The organism is Arenimonas oryziterrae DSM 21050 = YC6267 (assembly GCF_000420545.1).
In the GTDB taxonomy this organism is placed as follows: Bacteria; Pseudomonadota; Gammaproteobacteria; order Xanthomonadales; family Xanthomonadaceae; genus Arenimonas; species Arenimonas oryziterrae.
The window spans coordinates 524943-544394 of sequence record NZ_ATVD01000002.1 but is presented as its reverse complement, the minus strand read 5'-3'; the positions used below and the strand labels follow the sequence as shown (position 1 = coordinate 544394).

Sequence of the window (19452 nt, the reverse complement as noted above, 5' to 3'; positions counted from 1 at the left end):
CTGCTTCGGCGGGTTTGACCGCGACTTACAGCAGGTCGCCGCCTGCGGACAATTCGCGCTCGAGGTTGTCGCCCATGCCGCCGATCTCGAGGATCAGACGATCGATTTCCGAACCCGTCAGCGTGTCGTAGGGACGGTTCTCGCACAGCTGCAGATACGGAACGCCATCGAGTTCGCCGACGGCCATGTAGCCGACGCGGCTCTGCCAGTTGAACGCGAGCGTGCGCTTGGCATCCAGGCCGGTCATCGGCGCGAGCGCGGTGTTCACGCGCAGGAACTTGCGGCCGTCGTCGCCGTCGAGCTCGGCCAGATAGATGCTCTGGTGGCGGGTGCCTTTTTCGAGGGAAAGTTCGACGCAGACCAGGTAGGGGTCGCGTGCGGTGATCTTGTATTTGCCCTGGACGTGGCTGCGGATTTGTTCGAAGTTCAACATGGCGGCATTCTCGTTCGGAAACGGTATCCTAAACCGGCATGCCCGGAAAGTCTGCCGCCGACAGGATATTTGCCGCCATACGCGCCGTTCCGCGCGGGCAGGTCGCCGGCTACGGGGAAATCGCGCGCCGTGCGGGGCTGCCGGGACGGGCGCGGATGGTTGTGCGCCTGCTGTCTGAAAACGACGACCCGAAACTGCCCTGGCATCGCATCCTGCGCTCGGACGGGCGCATCGCATTTCCTGAAGACGATCCGCGCTTCGCCGAGCAGGCACAACGCCTACGCGCGGAAGGCGTGCGCGTCGAAAACGGCCGTGTCCGCGGCCAGCGCGCTGCCGCAACCCTCGATGAAGTTCTCTGGCGGCCCTGACGTCGGCGCGAAACTATCGGACGGGACGCTGACGGAACCAGGCGGCGATGCTGTAGCGCTCGCGCATGGCCGGCAGGACTTCGTGCTCGATGTCGGCGCTGAGGAAGATCACGGTCGTACCGCATTGCGGTTCGATGTCGCGTGCGCCGTCGGGCAGATGCAAACGCAGCTGACCACCGGCCTCCGGCGGCCAATCGTGATTGAGATAGCAGACCAGCGAAAGAACCCGCGCATCGTCGTCGCGGAAACGGTCGCGGTGTCGCGCATACCCAGCGCCGGGCGGATAGAGCGCGTAGTGCGCCTCCACTTCCGACAGACCCAGCAGCAGGCGCCGGTTCAGCCGTTGACGCAGCGTGTCGAGCTCGGCCAGAAATCGTGTCGCTGCCGGTCCGCAGGCCGGATCGTCCAGCCACAGCGTGGCATCGCCGCGCAGCGCGCCGGTTTGTTTGCCTGTGCCGCGGCCCGTGGCGGCAGAGCGCAAGGTTCCTGCGGCGGCCAGGCTGCGGGCATCGTCCAGCAGGTCGTTGAGCAATGCGTCGGAAAAGAGATTCCGGCCGACGGCGATGCCCGAATCTGCCAATCGTTCCGCCACGTCCTGCAAGGCGTCTTCGGTGATGTCTGAGGCAGGTGAGGTCATCGGGCTATGATACGGCGCATCCCCTCCCGGAGCTTGCGAATGCGCTTGCCGCCCGTGACATTGCTGCTGTTGATCAGCATCGTGGTTGTCTACCTGATTCAGTGGACGGTGCCGGCGGAATATCTCGTCGCCTTCGAGCTGTGGCCGCTGGGCCGGTTCGATCTGGGCCTGGGACAGGATGGCCGCATGGTCACCGGCGGGTTCCAGCCGTGGCAGCTGCTGACCTATGGCCTCATGCACGGCAGCCCGATGCATCTGCTGTTCAACGGCTTCACGCTCTATCAGTTCGGATCCGCCGTGGAGTCCGCGCTCGGCTCGCGCAGGTTTCTGTTCTTTTTCCTGTTCTGCGTTTTTGGTGCCGGTCTGTGCCAGTTGTTCGTGACCACGGCGATGCTCGCAGCCGACGGCTCCAACGCCATTCCCACGGTGGGCGCGTCGGGCGGGATTTTCGGACTGCTGCTGGCCTATGCCGTGTTCTATCCACGCGCGCGGATCATTTTCTTCCTGATTCCCGTGCCCGTGCCGGCGCGCTATGCCGTGCTGATCTACGGCGCGATCGAGCTGTACCTGGGGCTCAGCGGCGCACAGTCCGGGGTCGCGCACTTCGCGCATCTCGGCGGTCTGCTGTTCGGCGCGGTCTTGCTGTACGCGTGGCGACGCCGTCCGCCGCCGCGCTCGCCGGCGCCGCCCGACAATCCCTTCAGCTCGCCCTGACCGGCAGCCGATGGCGATAAGATGGTGCTCTGCAATCGCATGAACGACGACGAGACGCGATGAATTCGATTCCCCCGCTGACCCTCAAGCTGCTCTGGGCCGCGGCTGCCAGCCTGTTGCTCGCGCTGCTGCCCGATGCGCTGCTGATGCACTTGCTGTTGTGGCCGCTCAATGTGTTCGGCGCGGACGGCTCCGCGGGCGGCGTACTCGGCAACTTCATGCCGTGGCAGCTGGTCACGCATTTGTTCGTCAACCTGGGCGGCAAGCTGATTTTCATCGCCTTGACCTTGTACTTCTTCGGCGGCCTGATGCTGGAGACCTGGTGGGGCGCGCGCCGCTATGGTCTGTTCCTGCTGGCCTGCGCGATCGGTGCGACCTTGCTGCAGTTTCTCGCGTCCACCCTGGCCTATGGCGCAGGGCTGGGCGGCTACCAGGCCACCGCCGGTGCCGATGGCGTGATGTACGGCATCCTGTTCGCCTGTGCGTACATCGCGCCGAATCAGCAGGTCATGCTGATCCTGCCGCCGATTCCGATGAAACTGAAGACGCTCGTGATCGTGATGTGCGCGCTCAGTCTCGCGTTCGGGCTATGGAACGAGGGTCTCGTCAGCCAGTTCGGATTTCTGGGCGGACTGCTCGCCGCCTGGCTGCATATTCGCTATTGGCGCGGCGAGCCGCCGTTCGGCAAACGCCGGAAAGACAGCAAACCCGAAAAGAAAAAGAACCACTTGCGTATCGTGCACTGAGCCTCAGCGGCGCAGCGAGAGGAAGTCCGCGCTCGCGACCAGTCGCAGGGAATCCAGGCGCGGACGCGCCGTCGGCAAGGCCGTCAGCAGACGCTCGCGCTCGTCGGCCAACGCGGCGATTTCCTCGGCACGCACGGCCGGATTGACACGAGCCAGCGCCTGCAGGCGCTGCAGTTCGCCGCCGAGCAGGGCATCGGCCTGGGCCAGCGCCTGCGCGATCAGATCCAGCGAGCGCGTTTCGCTTTCCTTGCGCGCCCGTTCGAGCATCGGCGGCACCAGGGTCAACAGCACCTTGCGCATCGGCGACAGGTCGTACTGACGATCGCCAGCGCGCAGGCCCGCGCGTTCGTTGGGCGCGAAGTCCGGGCGCGGCTGCAGTTTGGTATCGATGGCGATGCTCATCGGCAGCGGCGGCAGGAAGCGCTCGGCGTTCAGGGCTTCGTTCGCCACGCATTCGATGACGAACACCGCTTCCAGGATCACGCTGCGCGGCGGCAGGCTGTCGTCGATCAGGAACGCGACATTGCCCGTTTCGCTCGACAGCAGCATTTCCTGCGCCGAACGCAGCATCGGATGGTCGGCACGCAGATAGAGCAGGTCGTCGCGACCGAGAGCGGTAGCGCGGTCGAAGGTCGCCTGGCGCGGCCCGTTCTTGAGTTCCTCGAAGCCTTCCGTGGTCAGATATTCGGGGTCGAGCAGCCACAGGGTTTCGCTGAGGGGTTCGTGATGCACGCCGAAGGCTTCGAGCAGGCGCATCGGGAATTCGTCGTCGCGCGCCGAAGCGTCGTCCGTCTGCAGCGACTGCAGCAGGGCGCCGTCGGTCGCACCGCGACGGCTGCCGAGTTCGAGCAGACGATCGCGGCCCTGCGCAATGAGCTCGGCGAGTTCGCCATGCGTGGTGCGCGTGCGGGCGATCAGCGCGGCGAGCGCCGGTTCGCGTTGTTCGGCATCGGTTTCGGTCAGGCCGATCAGCTCCTCGCCGTAGCGGCGCAGCAGTTCGCGACCGTCGGCGACCACGCCGGTGAAGGCGTCGAGGCCTTCGTGGTACCAGCGCAGCAGCACTTCCTGCGAACTGCCGGCGACCGCCGCGACATGCACGTTGACGTCGCCGCGCTGGCCGATGCGATCGAGACGGCCGATGCGCTGTTCGAGCATGTCCGGATGCAGGGGCAGGTCCCAGAAGATCAGGTGCTGCGCGAACTGGAAATTGCGGCCTTCCGCGCCGATCTCGCTGGCGATCAGCAGGCGCGCGCCATCCGGATCGGCGAAATAGGCGGCATTGCGGTCGCGCTGCAGCAGGTTCATGTCTTCGTGGAAGCGTGCGACCGGCAGGCCGCTGCGCAGGCGCAATGCTTCTTCCAGCGCCTGCACCTTGGCGCGCGTGCGGCACAGCAGCAGCGCTTTCGCCGGCGCGATTTCGTCGAGCTTGCGCAGCAGCCAGTCGGTGCGCGGGTCGTTCTTGTAGTCGTGCGCGGGTTCGTCTTCGTCGAAAGGATCGATGGCAGAACTCAGATCGTGCTCGAATTCCGCGCGCAGGCTGTAGTCCTGGGCGGGATCGTCGGGCAGCGACAGCGTTTCGACATGCACGATGCGCGTCGGGAAGCCGCCGACCGCGCTGCGTCGGTTACGGATCATCACGCGGCCGGTGCCGTGGCGGTCGATGAGATCGGCGAGCAGATCGTCGCGCGCGGCTTCGTCGCCCGCGGCGATCTTCGCCAGGCGCGTCGCCAGGGCGTCGCCCTCGTCGGGGAACAAGGGCGCGAGAGTTTCGATGTCGCCGGCCGTCAATGACTCGCTTGCGAGCAGGCGCTCGGCGAGCGCGGACAGCGCGAGATAGCGCTTCTGTTCGGCGACGAAACTGTCCAGATCGGTGTAGCGCGCGGGATCGAGCAGGCGCAGGCGCGCGAAATGCCCGCCCAGGCCCAGTTGCTCCGGCGTCGCGGTCAGCAGCAGCAGGGCCGGCGTCTGTGCGGCGAGCGCTTCGACCAGATCGTAGGCCGGACTCGCGGCGGCAGGCGACCAGGCCAGGTGATGCGCCTCGTCGACGAGCAGCAGGTCCCAGCCGGCCTGCAGTAATTGCGCGCCGCGTTTGTCGTGCGATGCGAGCCAATCGACCGAAGCGATGACCAGCTGTTCGTCTTCGAACGGGTTGCCGGTTTTTTCGGTGAGCTCGATCGATTCGCAACGCTCTTCATCGTAGATCGCGAACGCGAGGTTGAATCGGCGCAGCAGTTCGACGAACCACTGGTTGACCAGGCTTTCCGGCACGAGGATCAGTACGCGGCGCGCACGTCCGGCCGCGATGAGCTGCGCGGTGATCAGGCAGGCTTCGATGGTCTTGCCCAGACCGACTTCATCGGCCAGCAGCAGACGCGGCGGCCGCCGCGCGGCGGCCGTTTCGGCGACCCGCAATTGATGCGGAATCAGATCGATGCGCGCGCCGAGCACACCCCAGCCCGGATGTGCGCGCGCAGCGGCACGGCGCTGCAGGATTTCCCGGCGCAGTTCGAAACGATCGTTGCGGTCCACGCGCCCGGCCAGCAGACGCGCATCGGCCTGCGAAACCGGCTGTTCGGCATCGAGTTCGCCTTCGGCATGGCATTGCCCGTTGCAGTGGTAACGCAGCAGGCCCTGTTCGTCCTCGACGCGATCCACGACCTTGGCGGCGCCGCCGATCTGCACGCGGTCGCCGCTGCGGAAGGCCGCGCGCAGCAGCGGTGCGCTGCCGATCGCGTAATGGCGCAGGACGCCGGACCCGGTGAACACGATCTGCACCTGGCGTCCGGCCAGGCGCAGCACGGTGCCCAGACCGAGTTCGGGTTCGGCGCTGCTGAACCAGCGTTGGCCGGGCAGGAAGTCGGACATGTCAGCGCAGCAGGGAAACCATGTCTTTGTCGGCCTTGAACATCGGCTGGCCGGCCTTGCACGCGAAGATCTTCGGGAACAGTGGCTGGTTGACCACGGTGCCGTTCACGCGCCACTTGGCGGGCGCATAGGTCGCGGTCGGCATGGAAGCGACCAGGGCGGCATCGCGATCCTGGCGCGCCCACAGCGAGCCCCAGGCGACGAAGAAGGCTTTCTTTGCGGCGAAATCGGGCGTGCTCTGCGTGTTGAACGCATCCCAGGCGATTTCCACGCCGACCAGATCGGCGGCGTTCTGCGCACGTGTGCGCTCGCCGTTGACCTTGTTGGCGCCGACGACGGTATACGCGTTGTACTGCGCGACCAGCGGCTGGCTGCGTGTGGCCCAGGCCTGCTCGACATTGGCCGGCATGTGCATGCCCGTGCTGATCTGCTGTGCCATCAGCGCACCGAGCGCGCCGTAGTCGGCACCGTCGGACTGGCCGGAGAACACCGGCGCCTGCAAGGCGGCGGCGGTGACGATCAGGCGATTCTCAGCGGGTTCGAAGCCGACCACCGGATGCGTCTGGCTGACCGGCCACGGCCAGATCGGACGCTCGAGGCGCGCGATCGCACGCGCGCGCTGCCAGCGGCGCAGGGCGAGCACGTTCGCGGCGTACTGGTCGCGATTGAAGGCGAGGCTGGTGAATGCGACGGGGATCATCGGCTTGCCGATCGCCAGATACATCGCGTCGAGCTGCTTGTTGGCAGCGGTCTTGGCGTCGGCATCGAGCCAGGTCGCGCGATCGATCGCCCGCTTGCCGGCGGCGCGAATGGCGGCACCGATCGCGTCGGCCTTCTGTTCCTGCGCGGCGCTGACGTAGCGCTCGGCGTACGCGGCGCTGAGCAGGTCGGCGGCTTCTTCCTGCACCAGCAAAGCCACGCGGTCGGTCTGCGTGCGCGGCTGACGCTTGGCGATGCCGTCATCGACGAGACTGGCGTAGGCGCGACGGTAATCGCTGGCCAGCGTCGGCGCCATCGAATGCAGGATCTGCGCGCGCAGATAGGCCTTCCATTGCGGCACCGGCGTCTTGGCGATCATGCGATCGACGTTGCGGAAATAGTTCGGCTGCTGGATGGTGATTTCCGCAGCAGCCACGCCCTGCGACTTGAGGAAGTCGGCGAGCAGCAACTGCGGATACGCTTTCGCCGCCGCAGCCGGCGATTGCGACTGCGCCGTCGGGGCCGCCATCGCTTGGGCGAGTTCGTTTTCGAGCGTGATCGCCTGGCTGGTCTGCTCGGCGAGCTTGTCGCCGGGCACGCCGGAGAATTTCAGCAGGTCGGCCAGGTAGGCGCGATACAGACCACCGACGCGCTGCAGTTCCGGATCGGCCGAGCCGTAGAACGCCGGGTCGGCCAGACCCAGACCGTTCGGGATGAGTGTCGCGCGCGGCTGACCGTTCTGCGGATCGCGCAGCACGTCGAAGTCGTAGACCACCGGCACACCGGCCGCCTGCAGCGCGATCAGCGCCTGCGCCAGATCCTTGGGTTTCTTGATCGCATCCACGCGGGCGAGCAGCGGGGCGAGCGCCGCCTTGCTGGCTGCGTCCATGCCGTTTTCGTCCTGGCCGCTGGCGATGAGGTCGGCGAGCAGGGCCGAGGCGCGGCCGTCGCCCACGCGCGTGCCTGAACGGGTCAGGTCGCGTGTCTGTTGGGCGGCGAGGGCATTGAGTTCGTCCCAGCGGCTGAAGCTGTCGGCACCGGCCGGCAGCGGATGCGCCTTGAGCCAGGCGGCGTTGACGTTGCCGTAGAAGTCCGCACAGGCGGCCGGAGCGGCAGGCGCCGCGGGCTTCTTGGCGGCTTCGGCACTGCCGGAGACGAGGGTCAACGCGAGCATCGCGAGCAGGGGGCGAAAGGCTGGGGTCATCGCGGAGGTCCTTGGGGGCGAACCCGGGATTCTACCCTCGTGGGACCCGATCGGCGGCAGACAAAAAAACGGCCCGGTTGCCCGGGCCGTCGTTCACGCACAGACGAGGATGCGTGTTACCAGATGACGACTTTCTTGTCGCCCGCGCGGACCATGGCGTCGCCGGCCTTGCAGGAGAACGCCGTGGCGAACGTGTCGAGGTTCGACGGCGCGCCGTTGGCACGGAACATCGCCGGCGAGTGCGGATCGGTGTTAAGGCGAACCATCAGCGCCTGCGGGCGGATGTTGGCGCGCCAGATCGTGCCGAAGTTCAGGAAGAAGCGCTGATCCTGGGTGAAGCCGTCGGTTTTCGGATCGGCATAGTTCGCGCCCTGCGCACGCTTCATCGCGTCGTAGGCCACGGTGATGCCGCCCAGGTCGGCGATGTTCTCGCCGAGCGTGAGCTGACCCTTCACGTGGTGCTCGCCCTTGTCGTCCTTCAGAGCGACGTAATCGTCGAACTGCTGCACGAGCTTGCCGGTACGGGCCTGGAAGTTCTTCATGTCTGCATCCGACCACCAGTTGGCATTGTTGCCGCTGGCGTCGAACTGGCTGCCCTGGTCGTCGAAACCGTGCAGCATTTCGTGGCCGATGACCGCGCCGATGCCGCCGTAGTTGAGCGCCGGGTCCGCCTTCGGATCGAAGAAGGGCGGCTGCAGGATCGCGGCCGGGAACACGATCTCGTTCTTGAGCGGGTTGTAGTAGGCGTTGACCGTCTGCGGGCTCATGCCCCATTCGGTGCGATCGGCCGGCTTGCCGATCTTGGCCATCTGGAACGCGTTCTCGAACGCGCCTGCGGCTTCGGCGTTGGCGTAGTAGCTGTCGGCCGGGTTGATCGTCAGGCCGCTGAAATCACGCCACTTGTCGGGGTAGCCGATCTTCGGATCGAAGGTGTTCCACTTTTCGATCGCCTTGGCCTTGGTCTCGGCGCTCATCCACTCGAGGTTTTCCAGGCGGGCCTTGAGGGCCTCGCGCAGGTTGTCGACCAGGGCCTTCATCTGCGCCTTGGCTTCTTCCGGGAACACCTGCTTCACGTAGATCTGGCCCAGGGCTTCGCCCATGGTGCCGTTCACGGCGCCGAGCACGCGCTTCCAGCGGTCTTCCTGCTTTTCCTGACCGTTGAGGGTCTGGCCGTAGAAACCGAAGCGCTCTTCGGTCATGGCGTTCGACAGGAACGGGGCGCCGCCGAGGATGGCGTGGTAGCGCAGGTAGGCCTGCCAATCGGTCGCCGGCACGCCGGTGAGCATCTTGTCGAATTCAGCGAAGAACTTCGGCTGGCTCAGCGAGAAGCCGGTGACGCCCGAGACGCCTTCGGCGGCGAGCAGCTTGGTCCACGAGAAATGCGGCGTGGCTTTTTCGGCATCGGCGAGCGAGACGAAGTTGTACTGGTTCTTCGGGTCGCGCGCTTCGATCGGCGTCAGCGAGGCCTTGGCCAGCTGCGTTTCGACGGCGAGCACGGCGGCGGCCTGGGTCTTGGCGGCTGCGGCGTCAACGCCGCCGAGGACGAGCATGCGCTCGACGTGGGCGACGAACTTGCCGCGAATATCTTCGTACTGCGGCTCGAGGTAGTAGGCGCGCTCGGGCAGCGACAGACCGCCTTCCTGGGCGTAGGCGATGACGTTCTTGGCGTCCTTGAAATCTTCGCCCGGACCGAAGCCGAACACGTACTGGTCGCCCTTGCCGAACGAGCTGATCAGGAAGTCGCTGACGCCAGCGCCGTCCTTGATCGCGTCGATGCGCGCAAGCAGCGGCTTGAGCGGTGCGGCGCCGTCGGCGTCGAGACGGGTCTCGTCCATGCCGAGGCGGTAGAAGTCGCCGATCTTCTGTTCGTTGCTGCCGGCCGGGTTCTTGGCCTTGCTGGCGGCTTCGGCGATCTGCTGCTGCACGGCGAGCGAGCGGTCGCGCAGGATGTTGAAGTTGCCCCAGGTGGTCTTGTCGGCGGGCACCGGATTGGCGGCGAGCCACTTGCCGTTGACGTAACCATTGAGGTCGGAGCAGACCGGCGTCGCGGCGTCGAGGTCGCCGACGTTGAAGGCGGGCAGCTTGGGCAGCTTGGACTCGTCGATGGTCAGCGCCGGGGCGGCGTCGGTCGCGGGGGTGGCGGTCGTGGCGTCTTCCTGTTTCTTGCAGGCGCCGAGCGCGGCGGCGATGGACAGCGCCAGCGTCACGTGTTTCAGGGTGTTCAGGGTCACTATCGAGCTCCAGGCCCCCGGGGGGCGTCGGTTACGGAAAACCGCCAAAACGGCGGACAGGCGCGGGAGCGTATGCCATTCCCGCCGAGGGCGGCGATGGGCCAAAGGTCATGCTTTGGCCGCCAGATCGGCCGGCTTTCATCGCCCGGCCGCCCCTGGGGCGTCGACACCCGGGAAGACCGTGCCCCAAACCGGGTTGGGCTTCCTTCTCGGGACATATCTGATATGTTCGAGGCGTTGGTACAGGACTCCCATGCGCATGACGCCCCGTCTCCTGGCCGCCGCAACAGCTGCATCCGTTCCGGTTGCCCGACAATTCGTCTGTTTCACCCGGCCTGCTCAGGCCACGCTCCTCGTGCATGGGGTTCCCGCGTCCGTGTTTTCTCCGGCGCACCACGACCCTTCCCCCACCTGGAGTTACCCATGCGCATCCTCGCCTGCGACGGCATTCACGCCGACGGCCTGACGCTGTTCAAAGAAGCCGGTTACACGGTGGATGTCAGCGAACCGATCAAGGACCCGCAAGTCCTGGCCGACAAACTGGCTGACTACGACGTGATCCTCGTCCGCTCCGCCACCCTCGTCGGGGCCGATGCCTTGGCCAAGGCGGCCAAGCTCAAGGTCATCGGCCGCGCCGGCGCCGGTGTCGACACCATTGATGTCGACGCGGCGACGGCCCGTGGCATCGCCGTGATGAACGCCCCGGACGGCAATACGCTGGCGGCGGCGGAACACGCGATTTCCCTGCTGTTCGCGCTGGCACGGCACATTCCGCGCGCCGACGCCGGCATGAAAGCCGGCGAATGGCCGAAAAACGGCCTCACCGGCTTCGAGCTCGAGGGCAAGAAGCTCGGCGTCATCGGTCTGGGCCGCATCGGCGCGACGGTCGCGCGCAAGGCCGCGGGTATCGGCATGGAAGTCGCTGCCTACGATCCCTTCCTGCCTGCGTCCGCGGCCGGTCGCATGAGCGTGCCGATGAAGTCGCTCGACGAACTGCTCGCCTGGGCCGACATCATCACGCTGCACATCCCGCGCACCAAGGAAACGACCAACCTCATCGGTGAAGCGCAGATGCGCGCGATGAAAAAGGGCAGCTACCTGATCAATGCTGCGCGTGGTGGTCTCATCGACGAAGAAGCGCTGCTGCGTCTGCTCGACGAAGGCCATCTCGCAGGTGCCGCGCTCGACACCTTCGTGACCGAGCCGCTGCAGAAGGAGTCGCCGCTGCGCAACAACGCCAAGCTGATCCTGACGCCGCACCTCGGCGCCTCGACCAGCGAAGCCCAGCAGGCCGTGAGCACGATACTCGCGCGCCAGATCATCGACTTCCTCAAGACCGGCGCCGTCGCGGGCTGCGTCAATCTGCCGCCGCTGACCGCCGAAGCGGCACGCGAAGTCGGTCCGTGGATGCCGCTGATGACGGCGCTGGGCAAGTTGTCCGCGCGCCTGGTCCCGGCGCCGACGCAGCTGCAGATCACCTACGCCGGCCGCACCGAAGCCCTGGATACGCGTCCGCTGTCGCGCCTGCTGGTCGCGGCCCTGCTCGGTTCGGCCTCGGGCCGTGTCACGCCGGTCAATGCGCTGCATGAGGCCGCCGCGCGCGGACTGCAGGTCTCGGAAACGCTCGGCGGCGACGGCGACGGTTTCGATCGTCTGTTGCGCATCCGCGTCGAAGGCGAGGCCGGCGTGCGCGAAATCGAAGCGACCCTGCATCGAGGCCCGCGGGTGGTGCGTCTGGACGGCGTCGAACTCGATTTCGATCCGGGCGCGCACATCCTGCTCATGCGCAACGAAGATCGTCCGGGCGTGATCGGCCTGGTCGGTTCGCACCTCGGTGCGGCCGGGATCAACATCATCAATTTCTCGCTCGGCGCGAAAGGCGATGGCCAGGCCGTTGCGGCGATCACGGTCGATCGGGAAGTTTCCGAGCAGCAGCTGGTCGGTCTGCGCACGATTCCCGGCATCGTCGCCTTGGCGATGGTCTGAGTCGGCTCTGCGCCGCCCGGTCGTTCGCGCGAGCGAGGGCAGGGCGGCGCCTTTTCCTGGAATTTGGATGTTCGAATGAAAATACTTCTGGCAAGACATGGTGAAACGCCCTGGAACGCGGCCGGCCGCTATCAGGGACAAATGGACATCCCGCTCTCGGAGGTCGGCGAAGCGCAGGCCAACAAACTCGGCCAGCGCCTGCGCTTCGTGCAGATAACGCGGTCGGTGGCGTCGCCGCTGGTGCGGGCGACGCGCACGGCGCAACTCGCGTTGGGCGACAGCCGCGCGAGCAAGCTGCTGTTCGATGCGGGTCTGCAGGAAATCGCACACGGGGATTGGGAAGGGCTGCTCGCCAGCGAAATCCGCGAGCGCGATCCCGAGCGCCTTGCGGCGTGGCGGGAAACGCCCGAATCGGTGCAGATGCCGGGCGGCGAATCGCTGCAGCAGGTGCTTGATCGCGCATGGCCGGCGTTCGCGCGCGCCTGCGCGGGACTGGGCGAGAACGACACCCTGCTCATCGTCGCGCACGATGCGGTCAATCGGGTGCTGCTCTGCAAGATCCTCGGCTTGCCATTGTCGCGGCTGTGGTCGTTCCGGCAGGCGCCGACCACGCTCAATCTGCTCGAGGGCCCGGACGTCGATCACCTCGAGGTCGTACGCCTCAACGACTGCAACCACCACACCGCCCTGTTCGGCGAAGCGGTCCATCGCGCTCTATAATTCGCGCATGAATCGTTCGTTGGAAGACTGGCTGGACTACCAGCTGCGCACCCATCCGCAAACCATCGCAATGGGGCTCGATCGCGTGCGCGAAGTCGCGCGGCGCCTGCAGATCGGCCGGCCGGGCAAACACGTCGTGGTGGTCGGCGGCACCAATGGCAAGGGCTCGACGGTCGCCTTCATCGAGGCGATCGCGCGCGCGGCCGGATTGAAAGTGGCGGCTTTCACCTCGCCACATCTGTTGCGCTACAACGAACGCGTGCGTCTCGACGGCGCCGACGCCGACGACGCGCAGTTGATCGCCGCGTTCGAACGGATCGAAGCCGCGCGTCTGCGCGACCCCGCCGATCCCGTGCCCCTGACCTATTTCGAGTTCGGCACGCTGGCCGCGCTGCTGGTGTTCGAGCAGTTCCAGCCCGATCTGGCGATTCTCGAAGTCGGGCTCGGCGGCAAGCTCGATGCGGTCAATCTCGTGGATGCCGACGTCGCCGTCATCACCACCGTCGATCTCGATCATCAGGACTACCTCGGTCCCGATCGCGAGGCCATCGGCGCCGACAAGGCCGGCATCCTGCGTGCGGGCAAACCCTGTGTGCTTGGCGAGAAGGATCCGCCCTCGTCGGTCCTGCGTCGCGCCTACGAACTCGGCGCGTTCGCGATTCGCGGCCATTCCGACTACCTCATCGACCGTCTCGACGACGGTTGGCGCTGGCGCGAACCCGGTCATGAAATCGAGCTTCCGTTCCCTGAGTTGGCCGCTCCCGCCCAACTCGATAACGCCGCCGCGGCCATCGCGACCTTGCGTGCCTTGCCGGTCCGGATCGGCGATGCCGCGATGCGCAAGGGTGTCGCCGCCGCGCGCGTGCCCGGCCGACTGCAGCGCATCGCCGAAGCGCCCGAGGTCGTGCTCGATGTCGCCCACAATCCGCAGGCGGCACGCCAGCTCGCCGACTGGTTGCGCGCGCATCCGAAACCGACGTTCGCGGTATTCAGTGCCCTGAAGGACAAGGACATCGAGGCCGTCGTCGCGACCCTGGCCGACGGCATCGCGCGCTGGTACGTGGCCGGCATCCACGATGCGGGCGCGCGCGGGCTGACCGGTGCCGCCCTGGCCGAGCGCCTCGCGTCGCAGCTGGATCCTGAACGCATCGTTGCGTTCGACCGCGTCGCCGATGCGCTGACAGCCGCCCGGGGCGCGGCCCAGGCGCAGGATCGGGTCCTGGTGTTCGGCTCGTTCCATACCGTGGCCGATGCATTGCGGGGCGGTTGAGCGCGGCGGCGACAGGCTATAATTCGCGTCTGTTCCCCCGGCAGGTTGACCGCATGGAATCCTCGCTCAAACAGCGCCTGATCGGTGCCGCCGTCCTGGCGGCGCTGGCCATCATCTTCCTGCCCATGCTGCTCAAGGGCCCCGACGTCAAAGCGCCCGACGCCGCCGAAGTGCCGCTGACGATGCCGGCTTCGCCCGACCAGAAATTCGAAACCCACGAACTGCCGCTGTCCGCACCCGACACCGCCACGCCACCCGGCGGCGTGCTCGGGATGGATACCGCGCCGCCGGCGACGACGCCTGTGCCCGCCGGCACCGATACGTTGCCCACGCCGGATACGACGGTGGTGACGCCGCCCGCGACCACCGCGCCCGCGACCACGCCGGCCGTGACGCCGGCGATCACGCCGCCGAAGCCGGAAACAGCTGTGGTCACCCCGCCTAAGCCGCTGCCGGCCACCACGCCGGTACCGCCCAAGCCCGTCGTCACGCCGCCGCCTGCCGCACCGGCAGCCGTCGCTGGCGGCAACTACTCGGTGACAATCGGCACCTTCAGCAATCTCGACAATGCCAATGCGCTGGTCGCGCGTCTGCGTGCCGCGAAACTGCCGGTCAACACCGACAAGGTCGATGTCGGCGGCAAGCCGGCCCTGCGTGTGCGCGTCGGACCGTATGCCGATCGCGCCACGGCCGAAGCCGCGCGTCTGCGCGCCGACGGCATCGCCGGCGGCAGCAGCAAGGTGGTGACGCTCGATGGCGCCGCCGCCAAACCGGTCGCGACGCCCGCCACGCCGGCCCCGAAGCCGGCGACGCCCGCCGCGCCCGCGGCAAGCAAGCCGACCAGCAATGTCGGCACTGGTTTCGCTGTGCAGCTCGCTGCGCCCAGTGTCGAAGCCGAAGCGATCGCTTTGCGTGATCGCGCGCGCGCCCAGGGCTTCAGTGCCTTCGTGCAGCGTGTCGATACCGATGCCGGTGCGCGTTATCGCGTTCGCGTTGGACCGGTCGCCGATCGCCCGGCCGCGGAAGCCCTGCGCGATTCGGTCAACCAGAAACTCGGCGCCTCCGGGATCGTCGTTCCCAATCCCTGACAACCAGCGTCGATCGTCCGGCGTCATCGGAGAAGTTTATGTGCGGCATCATCGGTATCGTCGGCACCAGTGACGTGGCAGCGGCCCTCTACGACGGGCTGACCGTGCTGCAGCACCGCGGCCAGGATGCTGCCGGCATCGCCACGGTGGACGGCAACAAGATCCGCCTCCACAAGGGCAACGGCCTGGTGAAGGATGTCTTCGACGCGCCGCAGATGCAGCTGCTGACCGGTCGCGTCGGCATCGGTCATTGCCGGTATCCGACCGCCGGTTCCGCCGGCTCGGACGAGGCACAGCCGTTCTACGTCAACTCGCCGTTCGGCATCGCGCTGGCGCACAACGGCAACCTCATCAATACCGACGCGCTGCGCCGCGAGGTATTCGAGCAGGACAGCCGCAACATCAACACCGAATCCGATTCCGAAGTCCTGCTCAACGTGTTCGCGCACGAGCTGCAGGAGCAAGGCGCGCTGACGCCGAAGTCGGCGATCGCCGCCGTCGCCGGCGTGCATCGCCGCTGCAAGGGCGGTTACGCGATCGTCAGCATGGTGCTCGGCCTGGGTCTGGTCGCCTTCCGCGATCCCAACGGCATTCGTCCGCTCGTGCTGGGCAAGCGCGAAGCCGCCGGTGGCGTCGAATACGCGGTCGCGTCGGAATCGGTGGCGCTCGACATCCTCGGTTTCGCCCGTGTGCGCGACGTCGCGCCCGGCGAAGCGCTGGTGATCACCTCGCGCGGCGAACTGATCAGCGAGATCTGCGCGCCCGCGGCCAAGCACACGCCCTGCATTTTCGAATACGTGTACTTCGCGCGTCCCGACTCGATGATGGACGACATCTCCGTGCACAAGGCGCGCATGCGCATGGGCGTCAAGCTCGGCGAGAAGATCCAGCGCCTGCGTCCGGACCATGACATCGACGTGGTGATCCCGATTCCGGACACCTCGCGCGACGCCGCGCTGGAAATCGCCAACCTGCTCGGCGTGAAATACCGCGAAGGCTTCATCAAGAATCGCTACATCGGCCGCACCTTCATCATGCCCGGCCAGGGCGAGCGGGTGAAATCGGTACGCCGCAAGCTCAATCCGATCCCGCTGGAGTTCAAGGATCGCGTGGTGCTGCTGGTCGACGACTCCATCGTGCGTGGCACGACGTCCGAACAGATCATCCAGATGGCGCGCGACGCCGGCGCCCGCAAGGTCTATCTCGCTTCGGCCGCGCCGCCGGTGCGCTTTCCGAACGTCTACGGCATCGACATGCCGGCCGCGAGCGAACTCGTCGCGCATGGCCGCACCGAAGCCGAAGTGCAGACCCTGCTCGGTTGCGACTGGCTGATCTATCAGGACATCGCCGATCTCGAGGAAGCGGTGGCGGGCCCGAAGAAGAAGCACACGACCTTCGATTCGTCCTGCTTTACCGGCGAATACGTCACCGGCATCGAGCCGGGATATTTCGAGCGCCTGCAGCAGGCGCGCAACGACGAATCCAAGCTCAAGCGTCGCGCGAGCTGAGCGGCGCGCGCATGCGTTTTTTCCCGAGCCTGCGAGCCTGCCTGGACGCGGGCGACCCTGCCGCGAAGGTCGCCGCGACCCGGGAAACCGCCCGTCTGCACGCTGCCGGCCAGTTGCCCGGCAGCGATGAGGTCACACCCGCCGACGCCATTCGCGCGCCCGGCCGGCCACCGCGTCCCGAACTCGTTGCGCCGCGTGATACGCCGCAGCGCGGACTAGGCAGTGTCGAGGGCCGCGCCGCCTTCCTGCATGCGATCGCGCATATCGAATTCAACGCGATCAATCTTGCGCTCGACGCCGCCTACCGGTTTCGCGGCATGCCCGAGCCGTTCTACGCGGACTGGCTGAGCGTGGCCGACGACGAGGCGCGGCATTTTTCCCTGCTGTCGCAGCGTCTGCAGGAGCTGGGCTATGCCTACGGCGACTTCGGCGCACACAACGGCCTGTGGGAAATGGCGGAGAAAACCGCCGACTCCTGCCTGGCGCGCATGGCCCTGGTGCCGCGCGTACTGGAAGCGCGCGGGCTCGATGTCACGCCGGGCATGATCGCCCGTCTGCGCGGCCTCGGCGACGAGGCATCCGCGTGCCTGCTCGAACTGATCCTCGACGAGGAAGTACGCCATGTCGCGATCGGCAGCCGCTGGTTCGTCTGGTGCTGCGAACGCGAAGGGCTTGCGCCGGAAGCGACCTTCATCGCGCTGATTCGCGATCATGCCAAGGGTGCGATCCGCGGGCCGTTCAATCGCCCGGCGCGCGCCGCCGCTGGTTTCGCCGACAGCGAGATGGCGTTACTGTCGGCATTGTCCGAAAAACACTGAGGTTTGCCGATGCGCCCGAGTCTCGCCATCGTCCTGATGCTCGCCTTGGCCAGCTGCACGCCGGCGAGCGACGAAGAACCGGTGCTGTCCGAGGCCGACGTGGCTATGTCGGCGCAATGGTTCGCCGAATACGAGGCCGCGCGCGCGAACGGCGACTGGCTGGGCGCAGAGGAAAAAGCCGACCTGTTGCGCGACAAGTACGGCAACAGCGGTGCCGCGGGCAAGCTCTCCGCGACACTCGCCGACACGCGCGCCCACGCGGAAGCCGTGCGCGAGGAACGTCGCCTGCAGGAGCTCTGGGATTACCAGGCGGTCGATGCGGATGGCGGCGGTACGCAGCGCAGTGCCGCGATCTACAGCCGCACCGTGCCGGTCGAGGAGGGCGAGATCGCACCGACCGCCGATGCGCGCCTGGTCCTGCGCGATCATCCGTCCTGGGGCCGCAGTGCCTACTTGCTGCTGGCGCAGAAGAATTTCGATTGCGGGCGGCCGTGTTCGATCGGCATCGCATTCGACGACGCGCCAGCGAGCGCATGGACCGGCAAGCAGGCCGATTCCGGCAAGGGGCCGGCGCTGTTCATCGTCGACGAGAAGAAATTCATCGTCGCACTCGAGGCAGCGAAAAAAGTCCGCATCACCCTGCCTAAAGGCAGCGGCACGATTCCTTCGCTGGTTTTTGAGGTCGACGGCTACGATCCGGCACGTTACGCCAAGCCCTGAAGGCGGCTCGGCTACAGCGCCGTGAGCGCGTAGCCGTCGGACGATACGCGCAGCACCGATCCCTGTTCGTACCAGTCGCCGAGTACGACGCGGTGCGCGCGATGACCGCCTGCGGTCAGGGCATGGATCGCCGGTCGGTGCGTGTGGCCGTGGATGAGTCGGGTCACGCCAAAGCGCTGCATCGTGTCTTCGACCGCCGCGGCATTCACGTCGGTGATCGCTTCCAGCGTATTGGCGGCGATCAGGCCGGCCTGGCGCTGCTGGCTCGCGGCGCGGGCCTGCGCGGCGAAGGCCTGGCGCGCGGGCAGCGGTTGCGCGAGGAAAGTTTCCTGCCAGGCCGGATCGCGCACCTGCTTGCGAAACGCCTGGTAGGCCAGGTCGTCCGTGCACAACAGGTCGCCATGCATGACCAGGGTCGGTTCGCCGTAAAGCACCATGACGCAGGGATCGGGCAGCAGGGTCACACCGGTCTCGGCGGCGAAATCCGTGCCGACCAGAAAATCGCGATTGCCGCGCAGGAACGACACCGGCACGCCGGCCGTCACCAGCGCGCGCAGCGCCTGCCGTACCGCATCGGTGAGCGGACTGCGGTCGTCGTCGCCGAGCCAGGCCTCGAACAGGTCGCCGAGGATGTACAGCGCTTCGGCTGAGCGCGCTTCCTCGCGCAGGAAAGCGAGGAACAGGTGCGTGATCTCCGGACGCGACTCGTCCAGATGCAGATCGGAAATGAACAGCGTGGTCACGGACTATTCCGAGAGGATCTGGGCGCGTTCGATCAGCACCGGCGTCACCGGCACGTCGGCGGCGAACGGCGCTTTGGCGGCGGTCGGCAGGGCGCGGATCTTGTCGATGACATCCAGGCCTTCGACGACGCGACCGAACACGCAATAGCCGGTGGTGAACGCGCTGGCGTCGCCGTGGTAGTCGAGCTGGCGGTTGTCGACGGTGTTGATGAAGAACTGCGCGCGCGCCGAATCCTTCTCGCCGGCGCGACGGGCGGCGGCGATCGTGCCGCGCAGGTTTGACAGGCCGTTGTTGGACTCGTTGGCGATCGGAGCGCGCTCGGGTTTTTGCTGCAGGTCCGAGGTGAACGCGCCGCCCTGGATCAGCAGATCGGGAATCACGCGATGGAAGACGGTGCCGTTGTAGTGGCCGTCGCGGACATAGGACAGGAAATTCTCGACCGTGCGCGGCGCCTTCGCCGGATACAGTTCGATCACGATGCGGCCGAGGCGGGTTTCCAGCACCACGCGCGGGCCGGCCGCTGCCACGTTCTCCGTCGGACGAGCGACGGCGGTGGTTTCGGTCTGGGCGATGGCGGCGGTGGCGAAGAGCCCGGCGAGGGTGAGCAGCAGGGCGGTGAGACGGCGACGGGATGTGTTCATGCGCGCATTTTAACCCGCGGCCGCGCCCGTTCGCCGGCCGGCGGGATAAGATTCGGCCCG

General features: G+C 66.9%; 17 protein-coding genes. 10 read left to right on the top strand and 7 right to left on the bottom strand.

The window, feature by feature from the left end; translation table 11 throughout:
• Window positions 1-25: 25 nt before the first annotated feature.
• A complete protein-coding gene (locus G467_RS0107285) occupies window positions 26-433 on the bottom strand; it encodes a hypothetical protein (RefSeq protein WP_022969078.1) in 408 nt (135 codons plus the stop codon).
• 38 nt (window positions 434-471) lie between these two features.
• Here G467_RS0107285 and G467_RS0107280 point away from each other — a divergent pair, with 38 nt between their 5' ends.
• Window positions 472-801: an MGMT family protein gene (locus tag G467_RS0107280; protein WP_022969077.1), complete on the top strand. Its 330-nt coding sequence runs from the start codon at window positions 472-474 to the stop codon at window positions 799-801.
• Between the two features lie 13 nt (window positions 802-814).
• On the opposite strand, the gene G467_RS0107275 is transcribed toward G467_RS0107280, so the two are convergent.
• Entirely contained in the window at window positions 815-1438 is a 624-nt protein-coding gene (locus G467_RS0107275) for a 2OG-Fe(II) oxygenase (RefSeq protein WP_022969076.1), read from the bottom strand.
• Between the two features lie 39 nt (window positions 1439-1477).
• Between G467_RS0107275 and G467_RS0107270 the strand changes: the two genes are divergently transcribed.
• Both G467_RS0107270 and G467_RS0107265 read left to right on the top strand, forming a co-directional pair.
• Complete coding sequence (locus tag G467_RS0107270; protein WP_022969075.1) at window positions 1478-2152, top strand: rhomboid family intramembrane serine protease; 675 nt, start codon at window positions 1478-1480, stop codon at window positions 2150-2152.
• A 59-nt stretch (window positions 2153-2211) separates the two neighbouring features.
• The gene (locus G467_RS0107265) at window positions 2212-2898 is read left to right on the top strand and encodes a rhomboid family intramembrane serine protease (protein WP_022969074.1); all 687 of its coding nucleotides are present in this window, start codon (window positions 2212-2214) and stop codon (window positions 2896-2898) included.
• A gap of 3 nt (window positions 2899-2901) precedes the next feature.
• On the opposite strand, the gene rapA is transcribed toward G467_RS0107265, so the two are convergent.
• From rapA to G467_RS0107250, 3 genes are all read right to left on the bottom strand, one after another.
• The gene (rapA, locus tag G467_RS0107260; protein WP_022969073.1) at window positions 2902-5763 is read right to left on the bottom strand and encodes an RNA polymerase-associated protein RapA; all 2862 of its coding nucleotides are present in this window, start codon (window positions 5761-5763) and stop codon (window positions 2902-2904) included.
• 1 nt (window position 5764) lies between these two features.
• Window positions 5765-7666, bottom strand: coding sequence for a M13 family metallopeptidase (locus G467_RS0107255; RefSeq protein ID WP_022969072.1), 1902 nt, complete (start codon window positions 7664-7666; stop codon window positions 5765-5767).
• 116 nt (window positions 7667-7782) lie between these two features.
• A complete protein-coding gene (locus G467_RS0107250) occupies window positions 7783-9897 on the bottom strand; it encodes a M13 family metallopeptidase (RefSeq protein ID WP_022969071.1) in 2115 nt (704 codons plus the stop codon).
• A 423-nt stretch (window positions 9898-10320) separates the two neighbouring features.
• On the opposite strand from G467_RS0107250, the gene serA reads away from it, so the two are divergent.
• From serA to G467_RS17415, 7 genes are all read left to right on the top strand, one after another.
• Complete coding sequence (serA, locus tag G467_RS0107245; RefSeq protein ID WP_033397421.1) at window positions 10321-11883, top strand: phosphoglycerate dehydrogenase; 1563 nt, start codon at window positions 10321-10323, stop codon at window positions 11881-11883.
• Between the two features lie 75 nt (window positions 11884-11958).
• On the top strand, window positions 11959-12603 hold the full coding sequence (locus G467_RS0107240) for a histidine phosphatase family protein (protein ID WP_022969069.1): 645 nt from the start codon (window positions 11959-11961) through the stop codon (window positions 12601-12603).
• Window positions 12604-12610: 7 nt separating this feature from the next.
• Window positions 12611-13873: a bifunctional tetrahydrofolate synthase/dihydrofolate synthase gene (gene folC, locus G467_RS0107235; RefSeq protein ID WP_022969068.1), complete on the top strand. Its 1263-nt coding sequence runs from the start codon at window positions 12611-12613 to the stop codon at window positions 13871-13873.
• A 53-nt stretch (window positions 13874-13926) separates the two neighbouring features.
• Complete coding sequence (locus G467_RS0107230) at window positions 13927-14961, top strand: SPOR domain-containing protein (protein WP_022969067.1); 1035 nt, start codon at window positions 13927-13929, stop codon at window positions 14959-14961.
• Between the two features lie 38 nt (window positions 14962-14999).
• Complete coding sequence (gene purF / locus G467_RS0107225) at window positions 15000-16469, top strand: amidophosphoribosyltransferase (protein WP_022969066.1); 1470 nt, start codon at window positions 15000-15002, stop codon at window positions 16467-16469.
• A gap of 11 nt (window positions 16470-16480) precedes the next feature.
• Window positions 16481-17287 (top strand): ferritin-like domain-containing protein, encoded by an 807-nt coding sequence (locus G467_RS0107220; protein WP_022969065.1) that lies wholly within the window; start codon window positions 16481-16483, stop codon window positions 17285-17287.
• 9 nt (window positions 17288-17296) lie between these two features.
• On the top strand, window positions 17297-18007 hold the full coding sequence (locus G467_RS17415) for a hypothetical protein (protein ID WP_022969064.1): 711 nt from the start codon (window positions 17297-17299) through the stop codon (window positions 18005-18007).
• An 11-nt stretch (window positions 18008-18018) separates the two neighbouring features.
• Here G467_RS17415 and lpxH read toward each other — a convergent pair whose 3' ends face one another.
• Complete coding sequence (gene lpxH, locus G467_RS0107210) at window positions 18019-18750, bottom strand: UDP-2,3-diacylglucosamine diphosphatase (RefSeq protein WP_022969063.1); 732 nt, start codon at window positions 18748-18750, stop codon at window positions 18019-18021.
• 3 nt (window positions 18751-18753) lie between these two features.
• Window positions 18754-19392, bottom strand: coding sequence for a peptidylprolyl isomerase (locus G467_RS0107205; protein ID WP_022969062.1), 639 nt, complete (start codon window positions 19390-19392; stop codon window positions 18754-18756).
• Between the last annotated feature and the right edge of the window lie 60 nt (window positions 19393-19452).

Coding starts and splice junctions, on each gene's coding strand:
- G467_RS0107285 (WP_022969078.1), bottom strand. CDS start 433: ATGTTGAACTTCGAACAAATCCGCAGCCACGTCCAGGGCAAATACAAG.
- G467_RS0107280 (WP_022969077.1), top strand. CDS start 472: ATGCCCGGAAAGTCTGCCGCCGACAGGATATTTGCCGCCATACGCGCC.
- G467_RS0107275 (WP_022969076.1), bottom strand. CDS start 1,438: ATGACCTCACCTGCCTCAGACATCACCGAAGACGCCTTGCAGGACGTG.
- G467_RS0107270 (WP_022969075.1), top strand. CDS start 1,478: ATGCGCTTGCCGCCCGTGACATTGCTGCTGTTGATCAGCATCGTGGTT.
- G467_RS0107265 (WP_022969074.1), top strand. CDS start 2,212: ATGAATTCGATTCCCCCGCTGACCCTCAAGCTGCTCTGGGCCGCGGCT.
- rapA (WP_022969073.1), bottom strand. CDS start 5,763: ATGTCCGACTTCCTGCCCGGCCAACGCTGGTTCAGCAGCGCCGAACCC.
- G467_RS0107255 (WP_022969072.1), bottom strand. CDS start 7,666: ATGACCCCAGCCTTTCGCCCCCTGCTCGCGATGCTCGCGTTGACCCTC.
- serA (WP_033397421.1), top strand. CDS start 10,321: ATGCGCATCCTCGCCTGCGACGGCATTCACGCCGACGGCCTGACGCTG.
- G467_RS0107240 (WP_022969069.1), top strand. CDS start 11,959: ATGAAAATACTTCTGGCAAGACATGGTGAAACGCCCTGGAACGCGGCC.
- folC (WP_022969068.1), top strand. CDS start 12,611: ATGAATCGTTCGTTGGAAGACTGGCTGGACTACCAGCTGCGCACCCAT.
- G467_RS0107230 (WP_022969067.1), top strand. CDS start 13,927: ATGGAATCCTCGCTCAAACAGCGCCTGATCGGTGCCGCCGTCCTGGCG.
- purF (WP_022969066.1), top strand. CDS start 15,000: ATGTGCGGCATCATCGGTATCGTCGGCACCAGTGACGTGGCAGCGGCC.
- G467_RS0107220 (WP_022969065.1), top strand. CDS start 16,481: ATGCGTTTTTTCCCGAGCCTGCGAGCCTGCCTGGACGCGGGCGACCCT.
- G467_RS17415 (WP_022969064.1), top strand. CDS start 17,297: ATGCGCCCGAGTCTCGCCATCGTCCTGATGCTCGCCTTGGCCAGCTGC.
- G467_RS0107205 (WP_022969062.1), bottom strand. CDS start 19,392: ATGAACACATCCCGTCGCCGTCTCACCGCCCTGCTGCTCACCCTCGCC.